The organism is Streptomyces sp. NBC_00239 (assembly GCF_036194065.1).
GTDB lineage: Bacteria > Actinomycetota > Actinomycetes > Streptomycetales > Streptomycetaceae > Streptomyces.
This window is the reverse complement of sequence record NZ_CP108095.1, coordinates 1,088,722-1,113,211: the sequence shown is the minus strand read 5'-3', so window position 1 is coordinate 1,113,211 and position 24,490 is coordinate 1,088,722. Positions and strand designations below refer to the sequence as shown.

Annotated in this window: 17 protein-coding genes and 1 pseudogene; 13 read left to right on the top strand and 5 right to left on the bottom strand. The window is 73.7% G+C overall.

Annotated elements, in window-relative coordinates:
- Nucleotides 1–25: 25 nt before the first annotated feature.
- The gene (locus OG764_RS04915; protein ID WP_328967140.1) at nucleotides 26–409 is read left to right on the top strand and encodes a VOC family protein; all 384 of its coding nucleotides are present in this window, start codon (nucleotides 26–28) and stop codon (nucleotides 407–409) included.
- A 38-nt stretch (nucleotides 410–447) separates the two neighbouring features.
- Here the strand turns inward: OG764_RS04915 and OG764_RS04910 are convergent, their stop codons facing one another.
- The 4 genes from OG764_RS04910 to OG764_RS04895 all read right to left on the bottom strand — a co-directional run bounded on the left by OG764_RS04910 (nucleotide 448) and on the right by OG764_RS04895 (nucleotide 8,857).
- A complete protein-coding gene (locus tag OG764_RS04910; RefSeq protein WP_328967139.1) occupies nucleotides 448–4,014 on the bottom strand; it encodes an NACHT and WD40 repeat domain-containing protein in 3,567 nt (1,188 codons plus the stop codon).
- Nucleotides 4,015–4,529: 515 nt separating this feature from the next.
- On the bottom strand, nucleotides 4,530–6,707 hold the full coding sequence (locus OG764_RS04905; protein WP_328967138.1) for an FUSC family protein: 2,178 nt from the start codon (nucleotides 6,705–6,707) through the stop codon (nucleotides 4,530–4,532).
- A gap of 61 nt (nucleotides 6,708–6,768) precedes the next feature.
- Complete coding sequence (locus OG764_RS04900) at nucleotides 6,769–7,347, bottom strand: hypothetical protein (protein ID WP_328967137.1); 579 nt, start codon at nucleotides 7,345–7,347, stop codon at nucleotides 6,769–6,771.
- A gap of 394 nt (nucleotides 7,348–7,741) precedes the next feature.
- Nucleotides 7,742–8,857 carry an ornithine cyclodeaminase family protein gene (locus tag OG764_RS04895; protein WP_328967136.1) on the bottom strand — a complete coding sequence of 372 codons (1,116 nt, stop codon included), beginning with the start codon at nucleotides 8,855–8,857 and terminating at the stop codon, nucleotides 7,742–7,744.
- A gap of 318 nt (nucleotides 8,858–9,175) precedes the next feature.
- Between OG764_RS04895 and OG764_RS04890 the strand changes: the two genes are divergently transcribed.
- From OG764_RS04890 to OG764_RS04870, 5 genes and pseudogenes are all read left to right on the top strand, one after another.
- Nucleotides 9,176–9,781 (top strand): SGNH/GDSL hydrolase family protein, encoded by a 606-nt coding sequence (locus OG764_RS04890; RefSeq protein WP_328967135.1) that lies wholly within the window; start codon nucleotides 9,176–9,178, stop codon nucleotides 9,779–9,781.
- Between the two features lie 244 nt (nucleotides 9,782–10,025).
- Nucleotides 10,026–11,372: a discoidin domain-containing protein gene (locus OG764_RS04885; RefSeq protein WP_328967134.1), complete on the top strand. Its 1,347-nt coding sequence runs from the start codon at nucleotides 10,026–10,028 to the stop codon at nucleotides 11,370–11,372.
- Nucleotides 11,372–12,640: pseudogene (locus OG764_RS04880) on the top strand (MFS transporter); the annotation flags it as partial. The gene OG764_RS04885 and the pseudogene OG764_RS04880, both read left to right, overlap by 1 nt.
- A gap of 524 nt (nucleotides 12,641–13,164) precedes the next feature.
- Nucleotides 13,165–14,250 carry a TolB family protein gene (locus OG764_RS04875; RefSeq protein ID WP_328967133.1) on the top strand — a complete coding sequence of 362 codons (1,086 nt, stop codon included), beginning with the start codon at nucleotides 13,165–13,167 and terminating at the stop codon, nucleotides 14,248–14,250.
- 112 nt (nucleotides 14,251–14,362) lie between these two features.
- Nucleotides 14,363–15,652, top strand: coding sequence for a glycosyl hydrolase family 8 (locus OG764_RS04870; protein ID WP_328967132.1), 1,290 nt, complete (start codon nucleotides 14,363–14,365; stop codon nucleotides 15,650–15,652).
- Nucleotides 15,653–15,804: 152 nt separating this feature from the next.
- Here OG764_RS04870 and OG764_RS04865 read toward each other — a convergent pair whose 3' ends face one another.
- Nucleotides 15,805–16,695 carry a S1 family peptidase gene (locus OG764_RS04865; RefSeq protein WP_328967131.1) on the bottom strand — a complete coding sequence of 297 codons (891 nt, stop codon included), beginning with the start codon at nucleotides 16,693–16,695 and terminating at the stop codon, nucleotides 15,805–15,807.
- A 217-nt stretch (nucleotides 16,696–16,912) separates the two neighbouring features.
- On the opposite strand from OG764_RS04865, the gene OG764_RS04860 reads away from it, so the two are divergent.
- The 7 genes from OG764_RS04860 (at nucleotide 16,913) to OG764_RS04830 (ending at nucleotide 24,313) form a co-directional block, all read left to right on the top strand.
- Nucleotides 16,913–19,081 carry a SpoIIE family protein phosphatase gene (locus tag OG764_RS04860; protein ID WP_328967130.1) on the top strand — a complete coding sequence of 723 codons (2,169 nt, stop codon included), beginning with the start codon at nucleotides 16,913–16,915 and terminating at the stop codon, nucleotides 19,079–19,081.
- A 386-nt stretch (nucleotides 19,082–19,467) separates the two neighbouring features.
- The gene (locus OG764_RS04855) at nucleotides 19,468–19,833 is read left to right on the top strand and encodes a helix-turn-helix domain-containing protein (RefSeq protein ID WP_328967129.1); all 366 of its coding nucleotides are present in this window, start codon (nucleotides 19,468–19,470) and stop codon (nucleotides 19,831–19,833) included.
- A gap of 299 nt (nucleotides 19,834–20,132) precedes the next feature.
- Nucleotides 20,133–20,336: a cold-shock protein gene (locus OG764_RS04850; RefSeq protein ID WP_328967128.1), complete on the top strand. Its 204-nt coding sequence runs from the start codon at nucleotides 20,133–20,135 to the stop codon at nucleotides 20,334–20,336.
- Between the two features lie 405 nt (nucleotides 20,337–20,741).
- The gene (locus OG764_RS04845; RefSeq protein WP_328967127.1) at nucleotides 20,742–22,337 is read left to right on the top strand and encodes a DEAD/DEAH box helicase; all 1,596 of its coding nucleotides are present in this window, start codon (nucleotides 20,742–20,744) and stop codon (nucleotides 22,335–22,337) included.
- A 184-nt stretch (nucleotides 22,338–22,521) separates the two neighbouring features.
- On the top strand, nucleotides 22,522–22,767 hold the full coding sequence (locus tag OG764_RS04840; protein ID WP_328967126.1) for a hypothetical protein: 246 nt from the start codon (nucleotides 22,522–22,524) through the stop codon (nucleotides 22,765–22,767).
- Nucleotides 22,768–22,822: 55 nt separating this feature from the next.
- Entirely contained in the window at nucleotides 22,823–23,128 is a 306-nt protein-coding gene (locus tag OG764_RS04835) for an SCO5918 family protein (RefSeq protein ID WP_328967125.1), read from the top strand.
- Between the two features lie 288 nt (nucleotides 23,129–23,416).
- Nucleotides 23,417–24,313 carry an arylamine N-acetyltransferase family protein gene (locus tag OG764_RS04830; RefSeq protein ID WP_328967124.1) on the top strand — a complete coding sequence of 299 codons (897 nt, stop codon included), beginning with the start codon at nucleotides 23,417–23,419 and terminating at the stop codon, nucleotides 24,311–24,313.
- Nucleotides 24,314–24,490 lie beyond the last annotated feature (177 nt).

The window sequence follows — 24,490 nt, the reverse complement described above, 5'->3', positions numbered from 1 at the left end:
CGCGGAACATAGTGAGGAGCAGATGATGGACATCAAGCTGGAACTGATCGGCGTCCCCGTGACCGACATCGACCGCGCGAAGGCCTTCTACGAGCAGGTGGGCTTCCACACGGACCACGACGTGACCGTCAGCGAGGAGATCCGCTTCGTCCAGCTCACCCCGCCCGGGTCGGCCTGCTCGATCGCGATGGGCAAGGGCATCACCGAGATGACCCCGGGCTCGCTGGACAACATGCAGGTCGTGGTGGCGGACATCGAGGCGGCGCACGCGGACCTGGTGAAGCGGGGCGTGGAGGTCACCGACATCGACGACCAGCCCTGGGGCTCCTTCGTCTACTTCGCGGACCCCGACGGCAACCGCTGGGCCGTCCAGCAGATCGTCCCGCGCAACGCGCCCCAGGGCTCGTAGCCCGGCACCCGCCTGACGGCCGCCCCGCCCGCCCCGGGTCACTCTCGCCGGAGCACTCCAGCCGCTTCCGGCAGACCGATGGTGTCCAGCCGCCACAGCCGTACGGTCCGGTCGTCGGAGGCGGAGGCCAGCGTCAGCCCGTCGGGGCTGAACGCGAGGTCGTTGATCGAGCCGGTGTGACCGGCCATGGGCGGGCCGACGGGGCGGCCGTCCGCGGTGTTCCACAGCCGGACCTCCTGCTGACGCGGTCCCGACGTCGTGGCGAGCATGCTCCCGTCCGGGCTGAAGCGAGCCACGGTCGGGTCCAGCGAGCTGTTCGCCCGCCAGGCCGGCCTCGTGCCGGCCAGCCGTTCGCCGATCCGTTCGCCGGTGGCCGTGCGCCACAGCTGGATGTCCGTGCCGTCGATGTCCATGACGGCAATGCGGCCGTCCGGACTCAACAGGGCGCGGTTCAGCCCGGACGGGTGTCGCGGGAGGGCGCTCAGCGCTTTCCCGTCGTCGGTGCGCAGGATCCGCATGCGTTCCTTGTTCTTCGTGAAGATGCCCACCACGGTGGCGTCGTCGCTGAAGGTGATGTCCCAGGGGAAGCCCTCCCCGTTGGCCGGCGCGCCGAGCGCGTGGCCGTCGGCAACCCGCCACAGCTGCACCCGGTCGTCGTACCGTCCGGTGACGACAAAGCGCCCGTCAGGGCTGAATTCGGCCGAGATCACGCCTTCAGCCTGCGGCCCGGCCAGCCGACTGACGCTGCGGCCGTCGAGCGGGTTGCGCAGCACGACGCCGTCGGCGGAGATGTGGGCGGTGATTGCCTCGATCGTGCCGTCCGTGCTCAGCCCGAGGTGGTAGGACGCTCCCGTGGTGGCGGTCGGCGGGCCCAGCGCGGTGCCGGCGCCGACGTCCCACCGCCGGACTTCGCGGGGCTCGGAGGACCCCGCCGACACCGTGGCCACCAGCGTGCGGCTGTCCGCTGTGAAGAGCATGTCGGAGACCCTGCCGGGCCAGTCCGGCTGTGTGATCCGATGGCCGTCGGCGAGGCTCCACACCTGTGTGCGTGACGTCGTGCGGGCCTCCAGGACGCTCAGGATGCTGCCGCTGTCCACGGTGGCCAGGCTCCGGCCGTCGGGGCTGAAGACCACGGACCGCACTCCGTGGCGGAAACCGCTCAGCGTGACGGCGGACGCGTCCGTCGGTCGGCCGGCGAACGGAGCGGCCAGCGCCACGGCCGTCAGCCCGGCACCGGCCAGCACCGCCACCCGGCCCCGACTCCCGGCCCAGGCGCGCCCCGCACCCGCGCTCGCGCCCGTGGCCACCGGACCGCCCAGGTCAGCCGAGCGTGCCACCAGATGCTCCTGAAGCCGCACATGGCGGAACTGGTACGCGGCTCCCGACTGCCGCAGCAACCCCCGGTTGCGGGCATCGCGCAGGAACGCCATGAACCGCACCGGCAGTCGGCCCCGCAGCACCAGGTACGCCAGGGTGATCAGGAACCGAGGGTACGCCCGGGTCAGCAGCACGCACAGCATGAAGACGAAGCCCAGCGAGGCCGACGCCGTCACCGCGAAGCCCAGCAGCATGCCGGGGTCGTCGTATCCGACGTACGCGTAGGTCAGTTCCCGCCACAGGGCGCGCCCGGCGGCCGCCGGGTCGTAGTGGCCGGGCCATCCGGGCCATCCGGTGAGGGCCTGGCCCGCGAGCCGTCCGGCCATCACGCCGAGGAAGGTCAGGGGGCAGGCCAGCAGGGCCACCAGGAGTCCCGCGCTCGCGGCACCGACGACCGACGACCTCAGGTCTTCCGCGAGGAACAGGTCAGGAGTCGCCTGGGCCGACGAACGGGGCGGGGAGTCCAGCCAGTTGTGCGCGGCCAGGGCGGTTCCGACCGCGGCCGCGAAGGCGGCGCAGCCCGCGATCGCCTCGGTGTACACGAGGTACATGCCGATCACCCGGTCGCCCGTGGCCAGCACCAGGGCGACGGTGACGAGGAGCGGTACCGCCAAGGCCGCGGTCAGCAGGGCGCCGGTCGCGAACCCGCTGCGCAGCCGCCGCAGGGAGCCGTCGAGTACGAACGACGGCCGCCCGGGCTGCCGTTCGGGGACCGCGAACCACACGACGACCACCAGCGCCGCGCCGATGCCTCCCAGCAGGCCGGCGGAGCCCAGCTCCGATATCAGGTCGGGGTCCGCGGACGGGCCGGATCCGATCGCCGTCATGGCCATCAGGAGCATGCCGACGACGATGGCGCAGGCCGGCACCGCCCACGCCGGGAGCAGCCGGCCCGACATCCGCCACCAGGCCAGGTCGCGTTCGCCGTGGCGGTGCAGGTAGTGGGCGAGGTAGGTCAGCCGGCGCCGGGCGGTTTCGGCGTCCCACGCGGGCTCGGTGGTGTTCGCGCCGCCCGCCGGATCGGCAGCGCCTCGCGGACCAGGACCCGGACCCGCTGCCGCACCCCCGACACTTCCCGATTCGACCACCGGCCGGTCCGGCGCGTAAGCGGCGTCGATCACCCGGTCGGAGAGGAAGTCCTCGATGGCGTGTCGGCAGTCGAACCGGGCGGTGTCGAGGAGTTCGGCCGGGTCGCCGCCCAGCCGCGCGTACACCATCCGCGCCAGCGAGATCATCAGCGGCGTCAGCAGGGCCTCGTGCAGCGGGCTGCCGGACTCCGTCCGCAGGTGGTGGGCGACCCGGTCCCAGGACGTGCCGTCCGGCCAGTCCACGTTCTCCAGGTAGGACACGGTGTCCTCGACCGCGACCGGCTGCACTTCGACCACCGGCGCGCGCCGCAGCACCGGAGCCCCGCCCGCTACCACGTCTTCGTACTCCGCGGACCGGCAGGTCACCACCACCGGCCGGTCCTGCCCGACGAATCGGTTGACGGCGCGCACTGCGCTGCGCCGCGCCGACTCGGGGATCTCGTCGAGACCGTCGAGCACCGGCAGCAGCAGGTCCTGTTTCAGCAGCCGGCCCGGGATCTCGCTCCGCCCCACGTAGTACGTGTCGGCCAGCGTGCGGACCACCCAGGCGTCCAGGGACTCGCGCACCGGATCCCAGGCGCCCGCGGACAGCAGGACCGGCACCGGAGCGTCGGGCTCCCTAGCCTTGAGCAGGCCGAGGGTCAGGAGCATGGCGAGCACCGTCTTGCCGGCGCCCGGCTCGCCGAGCACCACCAGGCGCCCGCTGGCGATGCGCCCGTACTCCTCGCCGAGGGCGGCAACCGCCGCATCGAAGCCGCCGTCGTCCAGTCGCCCGTCGAGCATGAGCCGCGCGATCCGCCCGGCCCCGCCGGACCGGAGCACCGCCTCCGGGCGGTCGGTGACGTCGCGTCCGGTGGCGGACCAGCTCAGCGGCAGCACGCGGGGGTCCCGGAGGCTGCGGGCCCTGGCCTCCTCCAGCCACTGCGCCTCGACGGTACGGGCCAAGTCAGCGGCTTCATCGGTTGGTTCGGGGGGCGGCGTGGGATCGGGGTACAGCAACCGCTCGACCAGCGGCAGGATGAGCGCCGCACCGCCGAGGAACCACGCCCCGATCGTGGCGAACTCGGAGCTGGGGCCGCTCCCGGCCGCCACCATCCACACCGCCGAGGCCGCCATGAGCGCGGCCAGCGACCACAGCACCCCTCGCGCAAAACCCTGTCCCCGCCGCACCGGCGCCCCCGCCCCGCATGTTCGGCCCGTCCCGCCGGCCACGCCGGCAGGAACCGGATTCTCTCCGACAGCCTGACCTGCCGAGGGTGGTGTTACCGACCTGATACCACGACGCCGGCCGAGAGGGAGGGCAGCCTGTGCCCCGGGGCAACCCCCAGCCTTGTCGGCGCTGCGTGCCGCAATTCCCAGCCTCGCCGGCGTTTGAGGCGCGGGGTTTGGGGCGGAGCCCCAAGCAACCCGGCTCCGCCGGGTACCGGGCTCCGCCCGGACCCGCGCCTCAAACGCCGGCGAGGCTGGAGATGGCCGCGCAAGGGGGTCGAGCCCGCCAGCCGGCGAGGCTGGAAGGTGTGCCTCAGGCAGCCGGCGAGGCCGGGTAGCGCCACCGAGGCAGGGAGTTGCCGCTCGGGCGGTCGCCGAGGCTGGGGATTGCCGCAGGCAGGGAGTTTGCCGCTCGGGCGGTCGGCGAGGCCGACGGGTGGGCCCCGTCAGCCGGTTGGGGGCGGGAGGGGTGCCGGGTCGGGCGGCGGGGGCGGGGTGGTGGAGACGCGTTCCAGGTCGGTGAGGAGGGCGTCCAGCCACAGGACCGCCGCGTAGTAGGCCCGCGGCGCCCCACCCGGCTCCGCCCCGAACCCGTCGAACGCGGGATCCCGCAACCGCACCGGCGCCGCCGGCGTGTCCCCGCCCGGGTCGAGGGCCGCCGACACCAGCAGCATCCGCCCCGCCACCCGGTCTCCGAGCCGGACCAGCTCGGCGGCCGCCTCCCACCCCAGCGGCGGCACCCGCACCGGCACCGTCGGCACCAGCAGCCGGTCCGACCCCCACAGCGTGTGGTGGCCGGCCATCAGGGTCGCCTGCCAGTCGGGCTGCAACGGCCCGTCCCGCCCGGCCCCGGCCGTCAGGTCGACCGGCACGAAACCCTTCGGTTCGCTCTGGAACTGCGCGAACGCCGACTCCGCCAGCGTCAGGGCGTGTTGCAACGACCGGTGGCCCGGCGCCGTCGGCAGCGGCCGGCGCTCCCCGCCGGCCGCCACCGACGCGGCCGTCGCCACCACGATCTCCGCCGCGCACCGCATCAGCACGGCCGCCGAGCGCCGCAACTCGTCATGGGCCCCCCGCGGCCACGCCAGCAACCCGCACACCGCGCCGATCGCACTGCCGATCAGCACGTCGAGCATCCGGAACTCGGCGAGCTGCCAGGTCGAGGGGGCCAGCTGCGCGAACACCACCGCCACCACCAGCGTGAGCATCGCCTGCGCCCACCCGACCCCCTTGACCGGCCCCACCGTGAACGCGGTCAGCATCAGGACCGGCAGCACGGCCGCGTACACGGCGCTGTCGGTGCCCACCACGGTCAGCAGCGCCGCCGCCACCAGCGCGCCCGCGAGCGTGCCGGCCAGTGTCCGCCGGACGGTGGCCCCGGTCTCGGCCACCGTCGTACGGGTCAGGGTCAGCGTCGCCAGCATCGCCCAGAAGCCGTGCGGCAGCGTGTCCAGTCCCGCGATGAGCCGGGCCGTGGCGAGCGCCAGGCTGATCCGTACGGCGTTCTGGAAGAACACCGACCGCCGCACGGCGTGTCCGGCCAGCCGGTGCCACCACAGCCGCGGCGCCCGCATCCGCGCGTACCAGAACCGCCCCGGCACCGCGTCCACCGGCGCCGCCCGCCCCCGTACGGAGATGTCCGCGGCCACCGCCGCCGCGAGCGCCGCGTCGGCGACCTCCGTGATCGCCGCGTACCGCCGCAGCACGGCCGGCTCCGCGGATACCGCGGGTCGCGCGGCGAGCTCGGTCCGGGCCACCGCCAGGGCGGCGCGCCCCGCGGTGCCGGCCCGCTCGCCGCGCAGCCGGGCCGCGGCTTCCGCCGCCGCCTGCTCCACGGCCCGCAGGACGTCCAGTCCGGCGCCCGCGCAGTCGCGGACCGCGGCCGGCGCGGGCGGCAGCATGACGAGCCGCCGGAGCAGGGCGCGGGTGGCGAGCCCGGCGTGGGCCAGCGCCCGGTCGTGCAGGCCGGGCCCGGCGGGCCGGTCGGCCTCGGGCACGTTCAGGGGCCGCAGCCCGGCGCTCGCCTCCTCCGCCGCCTGCCGCGTCCCGGCGTGCCGTGTGTACGGGGGGCGGGCCAGCTCGCCGGCGCAGCGCCGCACCGTGTCGAGGGCGCGGGCGGTGCGCTCCCGGTAGGGGAGGGGCGCCGGTGCGGGGAAGAGGAAGGCCTCGGCCAGGACGAGCAGGACGAGTCCGGTCGTGGTGCCGGCCAGCCGCTCGCCGAGCGTGCCCGGATCGTAGGGCGGGAACGACGGCAGGATGTACAGCAGTTGGAGTCCCGGCCCGGCACCCGCCGGGCGCGGCCCGCACACGGCGACGAAGGCCAGGACGAAGCCGACGACCAGCATGCCGAGCACCGCGCTCCAGGTCCGTACGGACAGGAAGGTGCCGATGACGACGAGCAGCCAGCAGACGGGCAGCAGCCGGACCACGACCGCGGCGCGCTGGCGGCCGGTGCCGGGAATCCGGGACAGCCCGGCCAGCGCCACCGCGGAGAACAGCGCGTACGTGCCGCCGGTGGGCATCCCGAAGCCGTACAGGAACAGGTAGAAGCCGGCCCCGGCGGCCACGGTGACCCGCACGGCCGGGCGGGCCGCGGCGACCAGTCCATCCGGGACGTTGACCACCCCACCAGCATCGCCCCGCCGCCCGCCCCCGGCACGTTCCGCGGCGGGGGCGGGCGGGGGTTCACTGCGGGTGGTCTGCCGGCGGCACGTCGCGGCGCACGAGCCGGTACGTGTACGGCTTGCCCGCGGGGCGGGTACGGGTGGTGCGCGCGCTCTGCTGGGCGGCGGCGATGAGGCGGGCGACCGGGGGGTTGCGGTCCTTGAGCCGGTTCAGGCGCTGGCGGGTGAGGCCGACGGCGTCGCCCGCCGCGGCGAGCCCCGCGCCCTTGCCGAGGGCCTGGAGGAACAGGCCGAGGGCGACGGGCGTGGCCGGAGGCTGCGGGCCGGTCAGGTCGTGGGCCTGCGCGAGGGCGTGCGCGGCCGCCATGGCGGCGGCGAAGGGCGCGTCCGCGGCCTGCCAGTCGGTGAGCATGCGTTCGGGGATGCCCGCGGCGAGGGCGCAGGCCGCGGGCGGGAGTCCCATGGCGGCGGCGCGGAGGGCCTCCGCGCGGCGCTGGGCGTGCTCGATCTTCAGGTCGCCGGTGGTGCCGAGTGCCTCGCCGAGTGCGGCTTGGGCGTCGGGGCCGGCGGCGAGGGCGTTCATCACGGTCTCCGCCCACCGCTGGTCGTGGCTCGTGTCGTCTCCGTACGGGATGTTCACACTCGGTGGCCTTCGTGCTCGGGGGGTGCGCGGCAGGCGAAGCGGCTTCGGGAGGTGGGGTGGGCGCGGGGCGTGGTGGGAGTGGGATGGCGGTGCGGGAAGAGCCCGGCGGCAGCGGGCGGGCTGCGGCCGGGCTGTTGTGGGCAGGCTACCGGGCGCCGGGCGCGCGGACCGGCAAAGGCAGGTGTCCTCGCCGGCGGGTGCCCGGCGGTGCCCGGCGGTGCCGGGCGGTGCCGGGCGGGGGAATCGTTCCCGGTGCGGTGCGGTGCGGTGCGGTGCGGTGCGGTGCGGTGCGGTGCGGTGCGGTGCGGTGCGGGGCGGTGCGGTGCGGTGCGGTGCGGTGTGCCGGGAGGGGTGGTCAGCCGGGTGGTCGGGCCTGCGGCCTCCGGTGGGGTCACAGCCACAGGGCGACCTCGGTGCCGAGGTTCCGCCGGAGGGCGAGCTGGGCGAAGTGGTGGCCGAGGGCTATGTCGGTGACGACCAGGCCGCTGTTGTACGCGAAGATCCGCTCCTTCGGGTGGTGGCGTCCCGCGGTGAGACCGGCGATGACGGCGGCGAACTCCGAGTCGACGGCGCGGAGTTTCCCGTCGGCGTCCGCCATGTCGGCCCCGGTGGCGGCCATCTGGGCCTCGCTGGTGGCGATCACCCGGTCGGCGCGGTCCAGCGTGGAGGGGGCGAGGCCGTGGCCGGCGAGGACGGTCAGGGCGCCCGTGCGCAGCCAGGTGGACTCCACGGCCGCGGGAGTGCGGGCGTCCGCGGTGGCGACGATGACGTCCGCGTCCGCGGCCGCCGCCCGCAGGTCGTTGACGGCCGTCACGTCCCGGTCGGGGAACCGGGCGCGGAGCTCGGAGCGGACGGCCGCGACGCCCTCGGGGTCGGTGCCGAAGACCATCAGGCGGTCCAGGCCGGGCAGTGTGGTGAGCAGGAACGGCAGGGTGAGCCGGCCCTGGGCGCCGGTGCCGACGACCAGCGCCGTTCGGGCGCCGGGCGCGGCGCACTCGCGGGCCAGCAGGGCGGAGACGGCGGGGGCGCTCAGGGCGCCGACGCGGGCGCCGTCCATCATCGCCACCGGCCGCCCGGTGACGTCGTCGTAGAGGGTGAGCGCGGTGTAGGGGTGCCGCGCGGCCGGGCCGGCGCCGGGGCCGTGCGCGTACGAGGAGGTGACGGCGACGACGTCGCGGGAGCCGTCCCGGCCGAGCACGGCGTAGGAGACCGGGTGGCCGCCGTCCGGCCCGGCGGCCGGCTTGACCGGGCTGTCGGAGCGGCCGGTGTGCAGTGCGCGGTAGGCGCCTTCCACCGTGTCCACGACATCGGCGAGGGGGATGTCGATCCCGGCGAGGTCGGAGGCGGACAGGATCCGCAGGTGCCCGTCGTCACCGGAGGCCGGTGCGCCGGCACCGAAGCCGGCGGCCACGGGGCGGGCGGGGGCGGCGGGGCCCGTGGGGGCCGCGGGACGGGTGGGCGCCGCGGGGGCTGCCGGGGCGGTGGGGGCGGCCGAGGTGTCGGTCATGGGGTTTCCTCCGGTGCGGGTGACGGGGTGTCCGGCTCGCGTGCGCTTCGAGGGCGCCCGACGGTAGCCGTGCCCGCGGGCTTCGGCCAGAGGGCCGAGGGCGCGCCCGGCGTGAAGTCCCGCGAAACGCTGGTGAGTTCGTCCGAAACTCGCTCGTACGGGTCCGGTGCCGGGCGTCGGAGCCGAGGTCGGCGTCCCCGCGCGCGGGCGGGCGCGCGTTGGCCGGGCGATCTCGAGCAGGCACGATGGCCGGGTGACGGGTGCGGGCCCCGGAGGGGTGGCCGTGCCCGCGGGAACCGTGAACACAAGGGGGAAACCATGATCAGTCTGTCCTCGGAGCCCATGACGTGGGTGGCGACCGGCGACAGCATCACCCAGGCGGTGCTGCACACCCACGGCGCGCGCGGCTGGGTCGAGCACGTCCACGAACGGGTCCGCTGGCAGCTGGACCGGCTCACCGACATCGTCGTCAACACCGGCGTGTCCGCGTGGTCGGCGGTCGACGTCCTCGCCGCGTACGACCACCTCGTGGGCCGGTTCGAGCCGGACGTCCTGTCCGTCTCCCTCGGCACGAACGACGCGCGGCGCGGCACGGCGGGCCTGCCGGAGTTCCACGACGCCATGCGGGCCATCATCGCGAAGGCGGGTGACGCCCGGATCGTCCTGCACACCCCGGTGCCGGTCAGCGTCACCGGCAGGGCGGCCCGCGCCGAACTCCCCGCGTACTGCCAGGCGGTACGGGAGATCGCGGCGGACACGGGCGCGCTGCTCGTCGACCACGAGGCCTTCTGGCTCGACCACTTCGGCGACGCCGACCCGATCGCGTGGCTCGACGACCCCGCGCACCCCAACGCCGTCGGCCACCTCCAGATGGCCAACCACACGCTGCGCACCCTGGGCCTGGGGGAGTTGTCGCCCCTGTAGGGCTTCCAAGAGCTGCGCAGGACCTCCAAAAGGCGTCGACCAAGGGACTGGTAGGAAACTTTCCTATTCGCTAGCATCCGTCGCGGCGGCTTGGCGCGGTGCCCGACTCCTGTGGGCATGACGCGCTCAGTGAGAGCTCTGACCCGGCCGCTGTGGCGCCGCCCCCTGCCCGTGCGCGACCGGGGGGCGGCGCCAGGTTCCGGTACCAGCTCTCGTCATCCCCCAAGGCCAGGAGTCCGGCGACATGCGCCTGAACCCCCCCAAGCCATCCTTCGCGCCCGTGCGGCGCGGCACCCTTCCACTCGTCCTGACCGCCGTACTGGTCCTCGTCTGCGGCCTGTTGCTCAGCCAGGCGGAGCGGGCCGGCGCGGCCGTCGACCCGCTCATCTCGCGCGGCAAGACCGCCACCTCGTCCTCCGTCGAAACGTCCGCCTTCGGCCCGCAGAACGCCTTCGACGGCGACCCGGCCACCCGCTGGGCCAGCGCCGAGGGCATCGACCCGCAGTGGATCCGCGTCGACCTCGGAGCCACCGCCACCGTCAGCCGGGTCAAGCTGACCTGGGAAGCCGCGTACGCCAAGGCGTACCGGATCGAGATGTCCGCCGACGGCACCACCTGGACCCGGCTCGCCACCGAGACCGCGGGCAACGGCGCCACCGACGACTGGACCGCGCTCACCGGCACGGGCCGCTACCTGCGCGTCTACGGCACCGCGCGCGGCACCTCGTACGGATACTCGCTCTTCGAGGCCGAGGTGTACGGCACCCTCGACGGCGGGACGCCCCCCACCGGGGCGTTCAGCGTGGTCGCCGCCGGTGACATCGCCGCACAGTGCACCGCCTCCGACAGCGGCTGCGCCCACCCCAAGACGGCCGCGCTCGCCCAGAGCCTCAACCCGAAGTTCTACCTGACGATGGGCGACAACCAGTACGACGACGCCCGCCTCTCCGACTACCGCGCCTACTACGACAAGAGCTGGGGCGCGTTCAAGGACAAGACGCGCCCGGTGCCGGGCAACCACGAGACCTACGACCCGGCCGGGTCGCTCGCCGGCTACAAGGCGTACTTCGGCGCGATCGCCTACCCGCAGGGCAAGAGCTACTACAGCTTCGACGAGGGCGGCTGGCACTTCATCGCCCTCGACTCCAACTCCTTCGACCAGACCGCCCAGATCGACTGGCTCAAGGCCGACCTCGCCAAGAACACCAAGTCCTGCATCGCCGCCTACTGGCACCACCCGCTCTACTCCTCCGGCGGCCACGGCAACGACCCGGTCAGCAAGCCGGTCTGGAAGATCCTGTACGGGGCCAAGGCCGACCTCGTCCTCGGCGGGCACGACCACCACTACGAGCGGTTCGCCCCGCAGAACGCGGACGGCAAGGCCGTCGCCGACGGCATCACCGAGATCGTCGGCGGCATGGGCGGCGCCGAGCCGTACCCCATCGAGAACGTCCAGCCCAACAGCGAGAAGCGGATCAGCGGCCAGTACGGCGTCCTGAAGCTCGACTTCACCGACAACGGCTACAGCTGGAGCTACCTCGGTACCGACGGCAAGGCCAAGGACACCAGCCCGAAGCGCACCTGTCACTGATGTACCTGGCGACCACAGGCCGCCGGGACGCGCCGGCCCGCCCCCGCACCGGCGGGGCGGGCCGGCGCATTCCCGCCGCCGTTCTGGCACTCGGCACCGTCAGCCTCGTCACCGACATCTCCTCCGAGATGGTCACCGCGGTGCTACCCCTCTACCTGGTCCTCGGACTGGGCCTATCGCCCCTCCAATTCGGCTTCCTGGACGGCCTGTTCAACGGCGCCACCGCGCTCGTACGGCTGCTCGGCGGGCACGCCGCCGACCGCGGCGGCCGGCACAAACGGGTCGCCGGCCTCGGCTACGCCCTCTCCGCCTGCTCCCGCCTCGGCCTGCTGCTCGCCGGCGGGGCCACCGCCGGGATCGGGACGGCCCTAGCCACCGACCGCGTCGGCAAGGCCATCCGAACCGCGCCGCGCGACGCCCTGATCACCCTGAGCAGCCCGCCCGAAGCCCTCGGCCGGTCCTTCGGCGTGCACCGGGCCATGGACACCACGGGCGCCCTGCTCGGCCCGCTCGCGGCGTTCGCGCTGCTGTGGGCGACGGCCGGCGCGTACGACGCGGTGTTCGTCGCGAGCTTCTGCACCGGCCTGCTGGGCGTCCTGCTCCTCGTCCTCTACGTGCCCGCACACCACGCGCAGGCCCCCGCCGCGCCCCCGGCGCCCCGGACCCGGACGGCCTTCGCTGCGCTGCGCGACCGCTCCTTCCGGCGCATCACGGCCGCCGCCGCGCTGCTCGGCGCCGCCACCATCGGCGACGCCTTCGTCTACCTCCTCCTCCAGCGCCGACTCGACCTGCCCGTCGGCTGGTTCCCGCTGCTGCCGCTCGGCGCGGCGGCCGGCTACCTGCTGCTCGCCGTCCCGGCCGGCCGGATCGCGGACCGGACCGGCCGCCGGAAACCCTTCCTCTACGGGCACCTGGCGCTGCTCGGCGTGTATGCCGTCCTGCTCGTCCCGACCGGCGGCGACACCCCCGGACTGCTGCTCCTCGTACCGGTCCTCGCGCTGCTCGGCGTCTTCTACGCCACCACCGACGGGGTGCTCATGGCCCTCGCCGGGCCGGTGCTGCCGGACGGGGGCAAGGCGGGTGGGCTGGCGGTGCTGCAGAGTGCGCAGGCGGTGGCGCGGATGCTCGCAGCGGTGGGCTTCGGTGCCGCGTGGACCCTGTGGGGGCCCACCCCCGCCCTCTGCGCCGCCGCCGCGGCCCTCATAGCCGCCCTGGCAGCGGCCCACGCCCTCCTGCCCCGCCCGGAGCAACCCCCCGGCCCTTCCCCCGAACCCCCCTCGGCCACCCCGCCCACCGAGCCGGGCCCCCCGACGGCCGGGGCGAAATCAGCCTCGTCGGCTGACGCGTGGCGCGTCGTTCAGCCCCTCCGGCGTTTGAGGATCGGGTCCGTGCGGAGCCGGGCGACCCCGCGCACCCTTCAGCCCCTCCGGCGTTTGAGGATCGGGTCCGTGCGGAGCCTGGCGACCCCGCGCACCCTTCAGCCCCTCCGGCGTTTGAGGATCGGGTCCGTGCGGAGCCTGGCAACCCCGCGCACCCTTCAGCCCCTCCGGCGCTTGAGGAGCGGGTCCGGGCAGAGCCCGGTGCCCGGCGGAGCCGGGTTGTCTTGGGGCTCCGCCCCAAACCCCGCGCCTCAAACGCCGGCGAGGCTGGAATTTGCCGCACGCAGCGCAGACAAGGCCCGGGGGTTGCGCCCAGGGCGTCGGCGGGGCTGGGGGTTGCGCCTCGGGGCGTGGCGAGGGTGGGCGGGTCGGCAGGGCCCGCTCGGTAGCGCGAAACACGAAAGGCGGACCGCATGAGTGCCAGGCTTCCCCAGACCACGACCCCGCTCGGCCCCCGAGCCCGCACCGCCGTCGTCGTGGCCGCGGTACTGCTGCTGCTGGGCGGAGCCACCGGGTACGCCCTGCACGCGGGCCACCGGTCGACCGGTCGACAGGCCGTCGCCGACGCCTCGTTCACCCTCGACCGCCCCGCCCTGTACTTCCGCGACGCCGCCACGGGACGCGTCGCCCGCCGGAACCTCCCCGCGCAGACCGGCACGGGCACCACCGGCACCCCCGACCCCGGCAAAGCCGGCACCCCCGCCCCCGGCACCGGCCAAGCCGCCCCCGGCAAGGCCGGCGGTCCGTCCTGCGACCGCTTCCACGCCGCTGCCGGCACCGCGCTCTGCCTGCGCGCCGTGCCCGGGGTGCTGCCCAAGACCCAGGCGATCGTCCTCGACCGGCGGTTGCGCGAGGTGCGCAGGGTCGTCGTCCCCGGCATCCCGACCAGGGCCCGGGTCTCCGCCTCCGGCCGGATGCTGTCCTGGACGGTGTTCGCCACCGGCGACTCGTACGCCACCACCGCCTTCTCCACCCGGACCGCCATCCTCGACATGCGCACCGGCTACCTCATCACCTCGATGGAGGAGATCCCGCTCACCCTCGGCGGCGCCCGCTATCACGCACCCGACGTCAACTACTGGGGCGTGTCCTTCGCCCGCGACGACAACCGCTTCTACGCGACCGTCTCCACCAAGGGCCGCACCCACCTCGTCCAGGGCGACATGCGGAACTGGTCGGCGCGCGCCCTGCGGCAGAACGTCGAATGCCCCTCTCTGTCACCGGACGACACCCGGCTCGCCTTCAAGAAGAAGGTGTCCGACGACCCGGCCGCGCCCTGGCGGCTGTACGTCCTGGACCTGTCGACCCTGCGGGAGACCCCGCTCGCCGAGACCCGCAGCGTCGACGACCAGGCGGCGTGGCTCGACGACCGTACGCTCGCCTACGCCCTGCCGGGCGCAGCCGGCCGGAAGAGCGACGTCTGGACCGTTCCCGCGGACGGCGGCGGCTCCCCGCGCATCGCCCTCCCCGGCGGCTCGTCCCCCGCGGCGCTCCGGTGACCGCGGCGCCGTCCGCCGGGCCGGGTGCCGGTGCCGGTACGGAACAATCGGCCCCGGATCCGGGGGAGTCGGCCCGGCTCCCGGCACCATCGGCACCACCCACGGAGACCAGATGCCACGCAAGCACATAGCCCTGCTGTCCGCCGCCGCGCTCCTCGGAGCCGGGGGCTGGTACGGCCTCGGCCAAGGCGTCGGCCACGGAGTCGGAGCCGGGTCCGGAGCCGGGTCCGGAGCCGGCTCCGCCGCGGCCGCCGCCGCGCCCGCGCGGCCCTTCGGCAGTCACACCTTCTCGTACGCTCCGGGCACGCTCCGGCCGACCGGCAACCGAGCCGCGCTCGACCGTTCGGTCCTCGCCTTCTACAAGAAGTGGAAGGCGAACTTCGTCAAGCAGAACTGCGGGCACGGCTGGTACGAGGTGTACGCCCCGGACGCCGACCACCCCTACGTCGCGGAAGCCCAGGGCTACGGCCTGGTCGTCACGGCGCTGATGGCGGGCGCGGACCCCGACGCGAAGAAGATCTTCGACGGGATCCTCGCGTACGTCCTCGCCCACCCCTCGGCCGGCAACTCCGCGCTGCACGCCGCCGAGCAGGACGAGAACTGCAAGAGCGTCAACGGCTCCGACTCCGCGACCGACGGCGACCTCGACATCGCGTACGGCCTGCTCCTCGCCCACCGGCAGTGGGGCAGCTCCGGGGCCCGCGACTACCGGGCGCTCGCGAAGAAGCGCATCAACGCCGTCAAGGCGAGCGAAGTGCACGGCGCCACCAGGCTGACCAAGCTCGGCGACTGGTCCTCCGGGCGCTACGACCGGATGTCCCGTACGTCCGACTGGATGCCCGGCCACTTCAAGGCGTTCCGCAAGGCCACCGGCGACCCCGCCTGGGACGCCGTCCTCAAGAACACCCACACCGCCATCGCCCGCCTGCAGTCCGGCTACGCGCCGCGCACCGGGCTGCTCCCCGACTTCGTCGTGAACACCACGACCTCGCCCCGGCCCGCCAAGGGCAAGGTCCTGGAGGACCCGCACGACGGCGCGTACCACTGGAACGCCTGCCGCGACCCCTGGCGCATCGGATCCGACGCCGTGATCAACGGGGACGCCAAGTCCCGGGCGGCGGCCCGCAGGATGAACGCCTGGGTCAAGGCCGAGACCGGCGGGAACCCCGGCAAGGTGCGCGCCGGCTACACGCTCGGCGGGACCGGGTACGGCGGCGCCGACGAGCCCGCGTTCTTCGCCCCGTTCGCAGTCGCCGCCATGACCGACCCGGGCAGTCAGGCGTGGCTGGACGCGCTGTGGAAGAAGATGCTCGCCACCAGCCCCGGCCGCACCGACTACTACGCGACCAGCGTGCAGCTCCAGTCGATGCTCGTCGTCACCCACAACCACTGGACGCCCTGAACCACCGCCGCCGGGCCGGCAGCCGTGTGCCGCCGTCGGGGGCGGTGGCACGTGACAGGGGTGGGCCGGGGCGGCCGAGGAGTCCGGCTGTGAGGTGCCGTGCCGTGCCGCACACCCGACGGGCATGCGGCACGGCACGGCTCAGCACCGGGTCAGCGACCCAGCAGGTTCAGCATGCGACGGCCCTCGGAGGACTCGCCGAAGGTGCGCCACAGCTTCGCGGAGCTGGTGGAGGCGTAGACGCCCGGGGCGCCCTGCTCCGCGCAGCCTTCACCGTAGGAGACGATGCCGATCTGGTACGTGCGGCCGGCGACCTTCCGGAAGAGCGGGCCGCCGCTGTCGCCCTGGCAGGAGTCCTTGCCCTCGACACCCGCGCAGATGTTGACGGACTTGTCGTACTCGCGGTTCGTCGCCTTGCACTCGGCGTGCGACACCAGCGGGACCTGCACCCCGCGCAGCCGGTCCGGGTAGTTGGTCACCTCGGTGTTCGTGTTGCCCCAGCCGATGACCGTGGCCTTGTGGCCGGGCCGGAGCAGGGCGTCGGTGCCGAGCGTCGGCAGCTTGACGGGGGCGATGTCGGTGACCGGCTTGGCCAGTTCCAGGACGGCCAGGTCGTACGCCTCCTCGCCCTTCGCGTAGCGGGGGTGAATGGTGATGCTGCGGACCGAGCGGAGCTGGCCCTGGTTCTTCTTGCTCAGCAGGGTCCTGCCGACGGTGACTTCGAGGCCCTTGGCCTTCTCGCCCGTCATGCAGTGCGCGGCGGTGAGGATGACGTTCCTGCTGATGAGGCTGCCGCCGCAGAACTGCCGCTGCACGGGGCTGCCCGAGCCCTTGCTCAGGATCGCGGCCATCCACGGGTACGCGTTGTCGGGCAGCTCGACGCCGCCGATGATGAGGGCGCCCGGCTTCTTCGGCTCCGGGTCGGAGGCGCCCTGCGCCACGGCCGAGGTGGCCGCCGAGGCGACGAGCGCCAGGGCGGCGCCCGCCGCCAGGCCTATGGATGCGAGTCGGCCGGCGCGACGGCCGGACGGGTTCGTGCTCATGGGGGGTGGTCTCCAATATGTCCGTTGAACGCCAAAGGTCCGTACCTCGTGGGTGATTGGCCTTCGGCACATGCCGAGATGCCAGAGTGAAAACGGGTGCCGGTGGTTCATCCCCGTTCCGGACTTTCCGAGGCCGGAACCGACCGGCTCGCACGGTGGGGCCTGTGCCGCGCAGAATGTGAGGGAGCAGCCGTGTGACCTCTGCGAAGGGGACCCGATGGCATCGCGGCGAGACGCGGAGGAGCCGTCGGCCGGGCCGATATGGTCCGAGCCGGGTTCCCTGCTGGGGCACGTCGCCGTCGCCGTCTTCGGCATCGACGGGGACGGCCGGCTGTGTTTCTGGGGCCCGGGGGCCCAGGAACTGTTCGGTCACTCCGCGCAGGACGTGCTGGGGCGGCCCGCCGGCATGCTCTTCCCCGAGCCGGAGGCATCCGTACGGCTGGCGGAACGGGCCCGAACCCTCGGCTACTGGCGGGTACGCATGCCCGGCCGGCACCGCGACGGCACCGTGTTCGACTGCGGCTTCCGGGTCTTCCCGGTGAGCGGCCCGGCCGACCCGACGGGCGGGACCGCTCCGACCGCTCCGCCCGCCCCGGCCGTCCCCACGGGCGGGACCGCCCCGAGCGCCCCGGCCGGCCCCCCGACCGGCCCGCCCCCCGACACCGGCCGCTCCGTGGTGATGGGCCTCGCCAGCCGCGGCGACGAGCTCGACCGCGTCAAGACGAACCTCGTCTTCCTCGACTCCCTCTTCGAAACCTGCCCGATCGGCCTGGTGATGATCGACGAGGAGCTCCGGTACGTCCACCTCAACCAGGCCCTCGCCGACATGGACGGCATCCCCCTGGCGGACCACATCGGCCGCCGGATGGACGAGATCATGCTGACCCGCGACGAAGGCGAGTACCTGCGCATGCTGCGCGGCGTCATCGAAGGCGGCCCGCCCGTGGTCGGCACCCTGGTCGGCCTGCGCACGCCCGGCCACCCCGACCGCGACCAGGTGCGTTCCGTCAGCTTCTTCCCGCTCAGCGGAGCCGGCGACACTCGGCGCGGCGCCGGCGGCCTGCTGCTCGACGTGACCGACCGCGAGCAGGCCATCCTGGAGGCCACCGCGGCCCGCCGCCGCCTGGAACTCCTGGACCAGGCGGCCGGCCGCATCGGCACCTCCCTCGACGTGAACGTCACCGCCCGCGAACTGGTCGACGCGGTGGTGCCGGACTTCTGTGACGGCGCCGTCGTGGAACTCGTCCAGTGGGCGGACGAATCGGCGGACTTCGACCCGCAGCTGCCCGTCGTCACCCGGCGCATCGCGGCCGGAACCACGCTCCCCCCGCCCGCCCCCGAGCTGGTCAGCGGCCTACAGGGCCCGGTGACGTACCCGCCGGGCTCCAGCATCCACGAGATGCTCCGCACCGGCCGCCCGCTGTGCTTCCCCGTCGACCGCGACTTCGTCACCCGTACCGTCGTGCACCAGGAGCGCGCCCAACTGCTCCTCGACAGCGGACTGGCCTGCATCCTCATCGCCCCGCTGGTGGCCCGCGGCCGGGTCCAGGGCATCACCATGTTCGGCCGCTCCGCCGCCCGCCCCGCCTTCGCCGAGCCCGACCTCCGCCTCGCCGGTGAACTCGCCTCGCGCGCCGCCCTGTGCCTGGACAACGCCCGCCTCTACAGCCACGTCCAGGACATCGCCCTCACCCTCCAGCGGGCCCTGCTGCCCAGCGCCCCCGCGACCAGCCCCCACCTGGAGATCGCCCACCGCTACCTGCCCGGCAGCCGGCTCACCGAGGTCGGCGGCGACTGGTACGACGTGATCGCCCTGCCCCACGACCGGATCGCCCTCGTCGTCGGCGACGTCATGGGCCACGGCGTCCCCGCGGCAGCCGCCATGGGCCGGCTCCGCATCACCGCAAAGACCCTCGCCCGGCACACCACGGCCCCCGAGGAACTGCTCGCCGAGCTCGACTGGTGCGCCCAGGAAGCGGGCATCGAACTGGCGACCTGCGCGTACCTCGTCTACGACCCGCGCACCGGCCGCGCCCGCCTCGGCAACGCGGGCCACCCGCCGCCACTGCTGCGGTACGCGGACGGATCCGTCGACACCCTGGGCGAGGTACTGGGGGTTCCCCTGGGGGTGGGCGGCGTGCCCTTCCGCTCGGCGGAGACCGCACTCCCCGACGGCGCCGTACTCGCCCTCTACACCGACGGCCTCATCGAGGTCCGGGGCCGGGACCTCGAAGCGGGTCTGGCCGCGCTGCGCCGGGCGCTCGCCGAGGAGCCCGGCCGCCCCGGCTCGCTGGACGAGGCCGCCGACCGGATCCTGGCCCGCCTGCTGCCGGACGCCCCTACCGACGACACGGTGCTGCTCCTGGCCCGCGTCCACCGGCCGTGACGGCGGCCGGGAGAGCCTCGGCCGACTGGCCCAGGATTCACACGAAGCGGTCATCTTCCTGAGCCCCGGACCGGGGACACCGGACCAATGTGCCGAACCTGTCCGCCGCGAACCGAGACGGCGGCCGGTGCGCGGCGGATCGGTTCCCTCATGCCGTAGGATCCCAAAATCTGTTCCCGCCGGGTCAGATTTCCGATGGCGGGCCGGAGGGCGCCCCGCAAGCCGCCCGCCCGCCGTCCCCGCCGCCCGCACACCGCCCCGGCGACCGCGCGGAACACGAAGAGCCGACGGTGGCGGGGCCGGGCAGATGGTGTTGAATTTCCTTCGGGGCCTTGGTGCCGGACGGCGCCAAGGCCCTCGACGTGTTTCCGTCTCCAGAGGTGAAAGTGACATCAGAGAACTCGCTCGGACGTCTCGATGACGACGACTACCCCGCCTTCACCATGGGGCGGGCGGCCGAGATGCTCGGCACCACACCGGGCTTCCTCCGCGCGATCGGCGAGGCCCGGCTGATCACACCGCTGCGCTCGGAGGGCGGCCACCGCCGCTACTCCCGCTACCAGCTGCGCATCGCCGCCCGGGCCCGCGAGCTCGTCGACGCCGGCACTCCGATCGAGGCGGCCTGCCGGATCGTGATCCTGGAGGACCAGCTCGCCGAGGCGCAGCGCATCAACGCTGAATACCGCCGGGCCGAAGCCGGCGGCAAGGGCTCCGGCACCGACGCCGACGGTGACGAGGCGGCCGGCGGCTGACGGCCCCATATATCTGTGCTCGTCGGCACAGAAATGAGGGCAGGGTGCGGTCAGTATTTCTCGCTCCGGGGATTACTCCTGGATAAGGGGCGTGTTTTTCTCCACAACCCCGCTCCACCTGGGCGTGCTAGTCTGATTTCAGTTGCAGTTGTGGTTCCCAAACTTCCTGTGCCTCCGCCGGTTCTCCATACGGCGGGAGCGCTTCGTTTACCGGACAGACTCCGGACGGGGTGATCATGCGGCGACTCGAGATCCGCACAGTGCGGATCTCTGGGCTGTGCCCCGAAGGAGAATTTGATATGGCTACTGGTACCGTGAAGTGGTTCAACGCTGAAAAGGGCTTCGGCTTCATCGAGCAGGACGGTGGCGGCCCCGACGTCTTCGCCCACTACTCGAACATCGCCTCCCAGGGCTTCCGTGAGCTCCAGGAAGGCCAGAAGGTGACCTTCGACATCGCGCAGGGCCAGAAGGGCCCGACCGCCGAGAACATCGTCACCGGCTGACACGAAGTCGCGTAACCACGTAGCTGGGGCCCGCACCTTGGGGTGCGGGCCCCAGCTCGTTGCGTTCACCCCGGGCCCCGCCCGTACGGGCCGCCCCGCGACCGATCGCGGCGCCGTCGGCCCGCGTACGCGGTGCCCGTGGCGGGAATCCTGCCCGCCGCCCCCTGTTTTCATCCTTTGCTTGCGCGGGTGATTCATCCGCCCGCCCTACTGTCATGGAACCGGCGTTCAATCAAACGCTTTTCAGGTTTCCGTGACGCTCTCATCGCGGTATTGCGGCCTATTTTCGGATAGCTGCCCCCTGCCGTATTTTCCGTTTGGCTCGCTCCTGCGAACCCCCGCGCGACTTGTCCGCTGCCGGGTTTCCTCGGCGCGCGCCCAGCCGTCGAGGAAGGTTCTCTCTCCATGAACCGTGTACGTACGAACACCCGCTCATCTTCTTCCCGCTCCCGCGGCTTCGGCGGGTCCGCCGGATCCGGCCGGTCCGGTGGGTCCGGTGGTTACGGCGGCGGATCCGGTGGGTCCGGCGGCTACGGCGGCGGGTCTGCCGGATCCGGCCGCTCCGCCCGCTTCGGCTCCTCCGGCCCCAGCCGCTCCGGCGGCGGTGGCCGCCGGCCCGCGGCGCTCCAGGGCGAATTCGCCCTGCCCGTCACGCTGACCCCCGCGCTGCCCGCCGTCGAGTCCTTCGCCGACCTCGACATGCCCGCGCAGCTGCTGGCCGCACTCGGTGTCGCGGGTGTGACCGCGCCGTTCCCGATCCAGGGCGCCACCCTGCCCAACACCCTCGCGGGCCGCGACGTACTCGGCCGCGGACGGACCGGCTCCGGCAAGACCCTCGCCTTCGGCCTGGCGCTGCTGGCCCGTACGGCCGGACAGCGCGCCGAGCCGAGGCAGCCGCTCGCGCTGATCCTCGTACCGACGCGCGAGCTCGCCCAGCAGGTCACCGACGCGCTCACCCCGTACGCCCGCGCCGTGAAGCTCCGGCTGGCCACGGTCGTCGGCGGCATGTCCATCGGGCGCCAGGCGAACGTGATGCGCGGAGGCGCCGAGGTCGTCGTGGCCACGCCCGGCCGGTTGAAGGACCTGATCGACCGGGGCGACTGCCGGCTGAACCAGGTCGCGATCACCGTCCTCGACGAGGCCGACCAGATGGCCGACATGGGCTTCATGCCGCAGGTCACCGCCCTGCTCGACCAGGTCCGCCCCGAGGGCCAGCGGATGCTGTTCTCGGCGACCCTGGACCGCAACGTGGACCGGCTGGTGCGCCGCTACCTGACCGACCCGGTCGTGCACTCCGTCGACCCGTCCGCCGGTGCGGTCACGACGATGGAGCACCACGTGCTGCACGTCCACGGCACCGACAAGCACGCCACCACGACCGAGATCGCCGCCCGCGACGGCCGCGTGATCATGTTCCTGGACACCAAGCACGCCGTGGACCGGCTGACCGAGGACCTGCTCAACAGCGGTGTCCGCGCCGCCGCCCTGCACGGCGGCAAGTCGCAGCCGCAGCGCAACCGGACCCTCTCGCAGTTCAAGACCGGGCACGTCAACGTGCTCGTGGCGACCAACGTCGCCGCCCGCGGCATCCACGTCGACAACCTCGACCTGGTGGTCAACGTCGATCCGCCGACCGACCCGAAGGACTACCTCCACCGCGGCGGCCGCACGGCCCGCGCCGGCGAGTCCGGCAGCGTCGTCACCCTCGTCACCCCGAACCAGCGCCGCGACATGACCCGCCTCATGCAGGCCGCCGGCATCACCCCGCTCACCACCCAGGTGCGCTCCGGCGAGGAAGCCCTGAGCCGTATCACCGGCGCCCAGGCCCCCTCCGGCATCCCCGTCACCATCACGGCGCCCGTGGCCGAGAAGGCCCCGCGCAGCGGCTCCTCCCGCCCCCGTCGCAGCCGCGGCGGCGGTGGCGGTGGCACCGGCGGCGCCGGCGGCCAGGGCGCGCGCCGCACCGGCCGCCGCGGCCCCGGGCTCGGCACCGCGGCGTAGGCTCGTCAGGGCGGCCGCGCGGACGCAAGCGCGCAACGGCGCAGGCGCGTCGAGCGCGTTCGGCTTCGCGGCCGCGACGGCTGGTCATCTCCGGACGAAGCGCCCGCGAAGCACCCTTGACGGGCGCTCGGGCCCGCCGGCACCCGGTGCGCCCGGGGCCGGCGCCCGCGACGGGCACCTGCTCGTGTGCGACACTGACGGCCAGTGCACGGGCCTGGTCACCCAGGTTCAGCCAAGCGCCGTCCGCGAAGGCCCCGCCGCCACGGACCGGCTCCGCCTACGAGACACCGCCGACCCCGGCACCCCGTTCACCTTGCCCGACACCTCGCCGGCCGAAGCAGAGCACGCGATGCGCCACTCGAACACCGGAGCCCTTCCCGCGGCCGGCGAACACGGCCGCGCGCCGGGTGTCCTTGTCCTCTCCCACTGAAACCGGCTCACCTCACCTTTATCGGTGCCCGTTCCCTTCTCCTTTGTGAGGTCTCATGCGCTGCATCATCGCCCGCTTCCCGTTCGAGCTCACCAAGGCCGGCGTGCTGGAATCGATGAAGGGGGTCAAGCCCGAGCCGATCACGGGCGAGTCCGTGATCATCGGCCGGCGCCAGTACCCGGTCAAGCAGGTCGGAGAGGTCGTCACCCGCCAGGACCGCCGCGACTTCAGCGCCAGCGAGGTCACCCGTGCCATGACGGCCCTCGGCTTCACGTGCCGGACCCTCGCCGAGACCTCGACGCAGCCCCTCACTCCGCTCCAGGAGGCGTCCGCGATGCTCGGCACCTCGGCGACCGCCTGACCGACCGCGCAGCGGGACACGGGAAGACCGGACACCGGCCGGCCGGCCGTTAGTCGGCAGGGAGGGCTCCACCCGCAGTGGCGGGTGGAGCCCTCCCTGCCGTCGTTCCGGCCCGCGGTGCGGGTCGAGCCCGCGTGCGCACATGCGTACGTGCGTACGGGCTCCCCGGCGCGGCCGGGAACAGCGCGGGGCTGGCGCGGGTTGTGCGGGACGCCACGACTGGGGGTGCCGGGAAGGCGGCTCCGGCCGTGGCGGCAGCGCACGACCGACAGCGAGGGGACCAGGATCATGGGTGTGGGGAACGGGGCCGGGAACGGCCGGCAGGGATCCGGCTGGAACGGGGAGGAGCTGGACCTCGACGCGTATCTGGGGCGCCTCGGGTACACCGGTGAGCGGGCGCCGACGCTCGCCGTGCTGCGCGCGCTGCACCGGGCGCACGTCACGTCGATCCCCTTCGAGAACGTGGCCGCGGTGCTCGGACTGCCGGTCCCGCTGGACGTCGGGTCCGTCCAGGACAAGCTGGTCGGATCGGCGCGCGGCGGCTACTGCTTCGAGCACGTGACCCTCTTCGCGGCGGCCCTGGAGAGACTCGGCTTCCGCTTCTCCGGCGTCACCGGGCGGGTGACGCTCGGCGCGGACAAGATCCTGCCCGCGACGCACGCCCTGGTGGTCGTACAGCCTTCCGACGACGACCGGCTGTGGCTGTGCGACGTGGGGTTCGGGGCGGGTCCGCTCGGGCCCGTCGAGCTGGCCGACGGCGCCACGGTGGAGAACGACGGCTGGCGGCACCGGCTGGAACGCCGCCCGGGGGTCCACGGGTTCGACGAGTGGTGGCTGTACCAGTGGGGGCCGGACGGCTGGGCCGACCGCCACACCTTCACCCTCAACCCGCAGTACCCGATCGACTACGTGGTCGGCAGCCACTTCGTGGCCACCCACGCGCGGTCGCCGTTCGTCAAGCGGCTGTTCGCGCAGCACTTCGCCGCCGACCGGCACCAGCGGATCGACGGCCTGACCTGGGCGACGACCCTGCCCGACGGCACCGTCACCCAGCGGCAGATCGCCCCGGCGGACCTGCGCGAGGTGCTGGGCAAGGAGTTCGGCATCGAGCTGGACGAGGATCAGGTGGCCGCCCTGGTGGCGGCCGCCGTGCGCAACACCGCGCAGGACGGCGAGAGTTCCTGACGCCGATGCCGGGGCCCCGCACACCTGCCACGAGGGGTCCCGGCACCCGTGCCACGGCTGCGGACGGCTCTCTCGCGAGGCGCTCTTGTAATGGACACGCCTAGTGATTCACCATGACGCGTGCTCACAGATGCCTCACAGCATCCACACGGAGCACCGGCACGTCCCGTACGCACC